Raw genomic sequence first — 7,775 nt, 5'->3', positions numbered from 1 at the left:
GTGCTGGGTATTTGTGGGGTCAGGAGGCCTCGACCCCACAAATACCCAGCACTCAACGAGGGCGGGGGCGGCTGCTCGGGGCGCAGGCCCAGGTGTGGACCGAGCATCTCGACAGCGCCCGGCGCATCGACTACGCGACCTTTCCCCGGCTCGCGGCGTTCGCCGAGGTCGCCTGGTCGCCGCAGCGCGACCGGACGCAGGGCTCCGCCGCGTCGAAGGAGTTCCTAAGCCGCCTCGAGCGGCGGCACCTGCCCCGCCTCGACGCGTACGGCGTCGAGTACCGGCCGCTCGCCGGGCCCCACCCATGGCAGACCCGGCCCGGCGTCCAGGGCTACCCGCGGGACCTGGCGGCGGAGACCGCCGTCGGCGGCTGGGCGGGGATGGGCGGCTGGCGGGACGACGGCGGGGCCGAGAACCTGCCGACGAGCGTCCCGGCCCCGGAGGCCCCCAAGGTCCCCGAGGCGCCGGAGGCCGACGGATGACCGGCACGATCCTGGTCCGCGCCGCCCGCGTGCCGCAGCCCGACGGAACCCTGTCCGAGCCGGCGGACCTGCACGTGGTGCGCGGCAGGATCGCGACGATCACCCGTACCGGCGCCTCGGACGGTGCGGGACCAGGTGTCGAGCCGGGCACGGAGGTCCTCGACGCCGGCGGCCGGGTGGTGCTGCCCGGCTTCGTGGACGCGCACACGCACGCCGAGGCCGCCGTCTTCGAGCAGGACGTGCAGCTCGCGATGCTGCGCCAGGGCATCACCACGGTGGTGACGGGGCAGGACGGCGTCTCGTTCGCCCCGAGCGACCGCGCGACCCACGACTGGGCGAGCACGTACTTCGCCGCCATCAACGGGGCGCACCCCACGTTCACCGGCGGGTCCGTCGGCGATCTGCTGGGCACCTACCACCGCACGGTCCCGGTGAACGTCGCGTACCTCGCCCCGCACGGCACCCTGCGCTACCGGGTGCTCGGGGCCGCGCAGCGGCCGGCGTCCGACGCGGAGGTGGCCGCGATGGTCGGCCTGCTGGAACAGGCGATGGACGACGGCGCCTGCGGCCTCTCGACCGGTCTCGAGTACGTGCCCGCCGCGTATGCCGACGAACGGGAGCTCGTCGCGCTCGCGAAGGTCGCCGCGGCGCGCGGCCTGCCGCACGTGAGCCACATGCGCGGGTACGAGGACAAGAGCGGCGCGGCGCTCGACGAGCTGATGCGGATCGCGCGCGCGTCCGACGTCGCCACGCACGTGTCCCACCTGCACGGCCCTGCCCGTGAGCTCCTCGAGCACGTCGGGGGAGCGCGGGCCGCGGGCCGCGACGTCACCTACGACTCCTATCCCTACCTGCGTGGATGCTCGATCCTGTCGATGGTCGCACTGCCGACCTGGCTGCCGCTGGCCGATGCCCGCGCGACGATCGACGCCCTGCGCGACCCGGCGACCGCCGTCCGCCTCGCCGAGCACTTCGCCGGCCTGACCGACCTCTGGCCGCGCATCACCTTCGCGTCCGTCCCCGGCATGGAGTGGGCCGAGGGCAGCAGCCTGCCCGACGTCGCCGCGCGGCTCGGCCGGTCCGCCCCCGACACCGTGGTCGAGGTGCTGACGACCACGAGGCTGCGTGCGAGCTGCGTGTTCGCGCAGCCGCCGACCAACTCGCCCGAGTCGGTCCGCACGCTGGCGGGGCACGAGGGGCACCTCGCCGGGTCGGACGCCATCTACTGGGGCGGCAGCCCGCACCCCCGCGGCTGGGGCGCGTTCGCCCGGCTGCTCGACGAGCACGTGCGGCGCGGCTCCTGGACCTGGTGGGACGCGGCGGAGCACCTGTCCGCCCGGGCGGCCCGGCGGTTCGGGCTGGCGGACCGTGGCCTGACGGCGCCGGGCGCCGTCGCCGACCTCGCGCTCGTCGACCCCGGCCGCGTCCGCTCCGATGCGACGTACGAGGCGCCGCGGACTCCTGCCGTGGGTATCGAGGACGTGCTCGTCGGCGGCGTCCCCGTGCTCGCGGCCGGGCAGCTCACCGGTGCCACGCCGGGCCACGGGCTGCGCCCGGCCCGCGCGGGGTCCGCGGCCCGGGCCGTCGGCTGATCCGGGACGCGTGCGCGGAGCGCCCGGGACACGGCAGGATGTGGGTGTGCTGCGCATCGACGACCCCACGCTCACCTGGCCGCTGCTGACCATCGACGAGGCGGCCCTCGACCACAACATCGGGACGGTGGCGGCGGCCTTCGCGGGCGCGGGCGTCGAGCACGCGCCGCACGTCAAGACGCACATGTCCCGCGAGATCTGGGCGCGGCAGGTCGCCGCGGGGGCCTGGGGAGCCACGGTGGCGACGCCCGCACAGCTCCGCACGGCGCTCGGCTGGGGCCTTCCCGGTGCGGGACGCCGCGCCTTCCTCGCGAACGAGCTCGTCGACCCCCGCGACATCGCGTGGCTCCGGACGGCGCTCGCCGACGGCGGCGCCGACCGAACCGCCGACGAGGTGTGGGTGTACGTGGACTCCGACCGCGGCGTCGACCTGCTCGCGGCCGGCTTCGCCGGCGCGGCCCCCGAGGTGACCGCACGGCTGGGCGTGCTCGTGGAGCTCGGCGTGCCGGGCGGTCGTACGGGCGTCCGCACGGTGTCCGACGCCGTGGTGCTCGCGGTCCGCGTGCACGACGCGGTGCTGCGGCTGACCGGGGTCGCGGGCTACGAGGGACCGGTAGCCGGTGGCACGAGCGACGAGGAGCTGGCCGCCGTCGGCAGGTGGTGCGACGACCTGCGGGCCGTCGGCGCGCAGATCGGCGGTCTCGTCGACGGGCCGACGGTGCTGAGCGCGGGCGGCAGCGCGTTCGCCGACGTCGTCACGAACCGCCTGACCGGGCCGCTCCGGGACGCCACGGGAGCCGACGTGCCGACCCGGGTGGTGCTGCGGTCGGGTGCCTACGTGACGCACGACCACGGCCACTACCTGCGTGCCGACCCGTGGACGCGCCTGGGCGCCGCGGCACTGCGGCCGGCGATCACGGTCTGGGGCTCCGTGCTGTCCGCACCGGAGCCGGGCCTGGTCATCTGCGGTCTGGGCCGCCGGGACGTGTCGTTCGACATCGACCTGCCGACGCCGCTCGTCGCGCGGACGCCCGACGCCGCAGGGCGGCTGGGCGCTGCCGACCCGCTGGCTGGTGCGCGCGTGACCGCCCTCAACGACCAGCACGCCTACCTCGCGGTGGACCCGGCGGCCGGGCGAGCGCTGGAGCCGGGCGACGTCGTCGGGTTCGGCATCTCGCACCCGTGCACGACTCTCGACAAGTACCGCACCGGCTTCGTGACCCGCGGCGACGAGGTCGCCGAGCGGATCACTCTCGACTTCTGACCTGCCGCACCGCCCGAGCGCCGCACCCCGGCCACCGCACCACCCGAACGAGGAGAACCCCGATGACCGCCAAGACCGCCATCTCCACCCCCGACGCCCCTGCCCCCGCGTTCACGTTCCACCAGGGCGTGCGCAAGGGACCGTTCCTGCAGGTCTCGGGGCAGGGCCCGACCGATCCGGCGACGGGGGAGTACGTGCACCTCGACGACGTCGCCGGGCAGACCACGCGCACCCTGGAGAACGTGCGGGCGATCGTCGAGGCGGGCGGCGCGTCGTTCGAGGACGTCGTGATGCTCCGGGTCTACCTGACCACGCGCGACGACTTCGCGGCGATGAACGAGGCGTACGGCGCGTTCGTCGCGAAGCACTGCCCGAGCGGCGTGCTGCCGAGCCGGACCACCGTGATGGTTGGCCTGCCGCGCGAGGAGATGCTCGTGGAGATCGACGCGCTGGCCATCACGGACTGAGCCGCGAGCCGCCGACCGGGCAGGGTCAGTCGGTCGGCGCCGGTGCCGGCGTCGCGGTCTCGAGCAGGGTGGGACCTTCGGGGCGGTTCCTGGCGATCTGCCTGCGGACGGCGACGACCACCAGCAGCACCACACCCGCCAGCGCGAGCCAGGGGATGATCGCGCCGAGCACCAGGACGACGACGTTGAACGTCATGACCAGTGCGCTCCACCCGGCCGACAGGCCACCGAGGAAGCCGCCCGGCTGTGCCTGGGCGGCAGGCGAGCTCTCGGCGACGATCTCGACGTGCAGGGTGGACATCGCTACCTCGTCCGAGAGCCGGTTCCGCTCGGAGACCCGCGAGTCCAGCTCGGCCTGACGGGTGGCCAGCTCGGCCTCGATCTCGATGAGGTCGGACGTGCGGTCGGCGTCGGCCATGAGCTCGCGCAGCCGGTCGGTCGACGTGCGCAGCGCCGCGATCCGGGCGTCGAGGTCCTGCGCGGTGCCCGTGACGTCGATCGTCTCGACGTGGCGGTCGCGCACCTCGCCGAGCTTGTCGAGGGCGTCCAGCGTCGCCGAGACGCGGTCGGCGGGGATACGGAGCGTCATCGACGCGCTGCCCGGCTCGTCCGCGGTCGCCGCACGCTCGTCGCGTGCCTCGACGCGGCCGCCGGCCTGCTCGACGAGGCCGGCGATCTGCTCCGCCGCGTCGAACGGGTCGGCCACGGCGAGCGTCGCGTTGCCGGTGGTGACGAGCTCCCGGTCGACCGCTTCCTCCGGCGACCCGGCGAGGCCGACGGTGCCCGCCGCGTCGGCGAGGTCGCCCTCGGCGGTGTCGGGGGCGACCGCATCGGAGCGCGCGGCGCCGCCGCCGTCGGAGGCGCCGGACTCAGCCGCCCCACCACCCGAGCAGGCGGCGAGGGAGACGGCGAGGGTCCCCCCGACGACTGCAGCCAGGAGGGTCCGGACGAGTCGGCGCGCGGGCGTGCTCGCGTCCCCCCTGGCTGACCGGTTGCGCTTCATGTGACGAGAGTAGGAGCCCCGCGGTGCACGCAGGTGTCCCACCTGGGAACTGTGATCCCTTTGTGAACTTGTGGGCCCGGTGACCCAATTTTTCTTGGGTTTTGCCCCGCTTTTGATCACGCTGCGGTCACGCCGTGCTCGGCGTCGCCAGGTACGGCAGGCTCGGATTCGTCAGGTACTTGAAGTAATCCGCACACGGTGACGGAGGGCGTCCGGGGGCCAGGAGCAGCGTGACCCAAGTAACAGTCTTGTTACGGGCCGCTCCGGGTGATGGACAGCACTCTGTTAAGGAGGTCTACTAACAAACATGGCGACGACGACAGAGCGGAACGGCACCGGGCGAGGGCTCGGCGCACGCCTGCGCGCGACGTCCAAGGTGCTGCCCGAGCACGCCAGGGCGCACAACCGGTCCCTGGTGCTCCAGCACCTCTTCCACGAGGGGCCCACGTCGCGGGCCGACCTCGCACGAGCGACCTCGCTCACCCGCGTCACGATCTCGGACCTGGTCTCGGTGCTCATCACCGAGGGACTGGTGGAGGAGCTCGGCACACGGCCCGGCCAGCGCGTCGGCAAGCCCGCGATCCTGGTCGGCCTCCGCACGGACGCCTACCAGATAGTGGCCGTCGACCTCACCGAGTACGGCCGCATGCGCGGCGCGGTCCTCAGCCTCACCGGCGAGATCATGGTGCGTCGCCAGCTCGACATCGACGGGCGCACCGGCGACGAGCTCGTCGACCTGCTCACCCGCTTCGTCCGCCGGCTGGTGGCAGCGGCGATCCACCCGGTGATCGGGGTCGGCGTCGGCTCGCCCGGCATCATCGACCTGGACGGCAGAGTGGTCGAGGCGCCCAACCGCGGCTGGTACGACGTGCCGCTCGCCGAGATCCTCGGCGACCGGCTCGGCCTGCCCGTGCACGTGGCGAACGACGCCAACACCGCGGCGCTCGGCGAGTTCACGTACGGCGGCGGCAGCTCCGGCATGCTCGTGGTCACCGTGGGCGCGGGTGTCGGCGCAGGCATCGTGGTCGACGGCGTGCGGCTGCACGGCCAGGGCGACGCCGCCGGCGAGATCGGCCACGTCACGGTGGTCGATCACGGCGAGTGCGCCTGCGGCCGGGTGGGCTGCCTCGAGACCGTCCTGTCCGTACCGGCCCTGCGGCGCGCGACCGCCGACAGGACCCAAGAAGATTCCGACGCCGCACTGGCGTCGGCAGGCCGGGTGCTTGGTGTGACCCTCGCCCCGGTCGTCAGCGCGCTCAACCTCACGGAGGTGCTGCTGAGCGGTCCACGCGACCTGCTCGACGGTCCCCTGCGCGAGGCCGCGCTGGACACCATCCGTCAGCGCACCATGCCGGCCATCAACTCGGGCCTGCAGCTGCGGATGGCCGCACTCGACGAGGACGTGGTGCTGGCGGGCGCCGCCGTCCTCGTGCTTTCCGCCCAGCTGGGGGTCTCGTGAGCATCGTTGCGCACGCGTCGGCGGCAGGCGTCACCTCGAGCTTCCACTCGAGCCATCACCACGCACCGCTTTTCATCAGGCACTGCGACGCACAGTCGTATCCCGGGAGGAAGACACGTGAACAGAAACCGTCTTGTCGGCGCCGCGGCGTCGGCGATCACCCTGACGCTCGCGCTCACCGCCTGCGCTAACGCGGGCGGCGCCGCGGCGCCCGAGGAGACCGGCCCCGGCGAGGTCCGGGTCTGGCTCGTCGGCACCGACACGCCCAAGGAGGCGCGCGACTACCTGAAGAAGACCTTCGAGGAGGAGAACGCGGGCAGCACCCTCGTCATCGAGGAGCAGGCCTGGGACGGCCTCGTCGACAAGTACACGACGGCGCTGTCCGGCTCGGACGCCCCCGACGTCGTCGAGATCGGCAACACCCAGGCCGCCGCGTTCACCTCGGCGGGCTACTTCCGCGAGATCACCGCCGACGAGTTCGAGACCCTCGGCGGCAGTGATCTGCTGCCAGGCTTCGTCGAGGCCGGCGACTGGGAGGGCAAGCACTACGCGCTGCCGTACTACTCGGGCGCGCGTGTCGTCTTCTACTCCGAGCAGGTCCTGGGCGACACCCCGGTGCCGACGACGCTCGACGAGTACGTCGAGACCGCCGTCGACCTGCGGACCGACGACCTGTCCGGCGTCTACTGGCCCGGCCAGGACTGGTACAACGCCCTCCCCTTCATCTGGGAGAACGGCGGCTACGTCGCCGAGCAGACGGAGGACGGCACCTGGGACGCAGGGTTCTCCTCCGAGGGCGGCCTCGCCGGCCTGGAGCAGATCCAGACCATCATGACCGAGGGCAACAACGCCCCGTCCGACGCCCAGGAGACGGACCTGCAGGTCCCGTTCTGCGAGGGCAAGGTCGCCTTCCTCTCGGCGCCGAGCTGGATCCAGTGGTCCATCAACGCTCCGGAGGAGCCGGAGGACCCCGAGGGCGTCCCGGGCTGCGCCTCCACGTACGGCAAGGACCTCCAGGGCATGGCCCTGCCGGGCAAGGACGGCGGCGCCGCGCAGGTGTTCGCCGGTGGCTCGAACATCGCCATCGCGCAGAAGTCGGCCCGTCCGGACCTCGCGATGAGCGCCTACGAGATCCTGCTCAGCGACGAGTACCAGTCCATCCTCGCGGGCAACGGGCTGATCCCGGCCAAGACGTCGCTCTTCGGTGAGGTCGACCAGGAGACCTCGATCGGCAAGGCCGCCGTCGAGGCAGCCGCCAACGCCAAGCTCACGCCCGCCTCGCCGAAGTGGGCAGACGTCGAGGCCCAGGCGCTCCTGCAGACCGCGTTCTCGAAGATCGCCGCCGGGGACGACGTGAAGACCGTGGCCGAGCAGCTCGACGCGGACATCGAGGAGATCCTCAACAGCTGACCCGCGTCAGCACGACTTCCCGCCCCGCCCGGTGCGACCCCAGAAACCCGGGCGGGGCGGGATGCCACTGCCCGCCTGATGCTCGCGGCCGCTCTTCG

7 protein-coding genes are annotated in these 7,775 nt (G+C 73.2%); 6 read left to right on the top strand and 1 reads right to left on the bottom strand.

Translation table 11 applies throughout. The features are described from left to right. The 4 genes from ACFWE2_RS12320 to ACFWE2_RS12305 form a co-directional block, all read left to right on the top strand. Positions 1-482 (top strand): family 20 glycosylhydrolase (locus tag ACFWE2_RS12320; RefSeq protein WP_377224517.1); only part of this gene is annotated, 482 nt, incomplete at its 5' end. Continuing rightward, positions 479-2,074 carry an amidohydrolase family protein gene (locus ACFWE2_RS12315; RefSeq protein WP_377224516.1) on the top strand — a complete coding sequence of 532 codons (1,596 nt, stop codon included), beginning with the start codon at positions 479-481 and terminating at the stop codon, positions 2,072-2,074. The genes ACFWE2_RS12320 and ACFWE2_RS12315, both read left to right, overlap by 4 nt. A 46-nt stretch (positions 2,075-2,120) precedes the next feature. Further along, positions 2,121-3,338, top strand: a complete 1,218-nt coding sequence (locus tag ACFWE2_RS12310; protein WP_377224515.1) for an alanine racemase — start codon at positions 2,121-2,123, stop codon at positions 3,336-3,338. 62 nt (positions 3,339-3,400) lie between these two features. Continuing rightward, positions 3,401-3,805, top strand: a complete 405-nt coding sequence (locus tag ACFWE2_RS12305; protein ID WP_377224514.1) for a RidA family protein — start codon at positions 3,401-3,403, stop codon at positions 3,803-3,805. Positions 3,806-3,830: 25 nt separating this feature from the next. On the opposite strand, the gene ACFWE2_RS12300 is transcribed toward ACFWE2_RS12305, so the two are convergent. Beyond that, entirely contained in the window at positions 3,831-4,808 is a 978-nt protein-coding gene (locus ACFWE2_RS12300; RefSeq protein ID WP_377224513.1) for a DUF4349 domain-containing protein, read from the bottom strand. A 307-nt stretch (positions 4,809-5,115) separates the two neighbouring features. Between ACFWE2_RS12300 and ACFWE2_RS12295 the strand changes: the two genes are divergently transcribed. After that, the gene (locus ACFWE2_RS12295; protein WP_377224512.1) at positions 5,116-6,267 is read left to right on the top strand and encodes an ROK family protein; all 1,152 of its coding nucleotides are present in this window, start codon (positions 5,116-5,118) and stop codon (positions 6,265-6,267) included. A gap of 117 nt (positions 6,268-6,384) precedes the next feature. Continuing rightward, the gene (locus tag ACFWE2_RS12290; RefSeq protein ID WP_377224511.1) at positions 6,385-7,677 is read left to right on the top strand and encodes an extracellular solute-binding protein; all 1,293 of its coding nucleotides are present in this window, start codon (positions 6,385-6,387) and stop codon (positions 7,675-7,677) included. Positions 7,678-7,775: the final 98 nt, after the last annotated feature.

The sequence above is a fragment of the Promicromonospora sp. NPDC060271 genome (assembly GCF_042726755.1).
In the GTDB taxonomy this organism is placed as follows: domain Bacteria; phylum Actinomycetota; class Actinomycetes; order Actinomycetales; family Cellulomonadaceae; genus Promicromonospora.
This window is presented reverse-complemented; position numbering and strand designations above follow the sequence as displayed.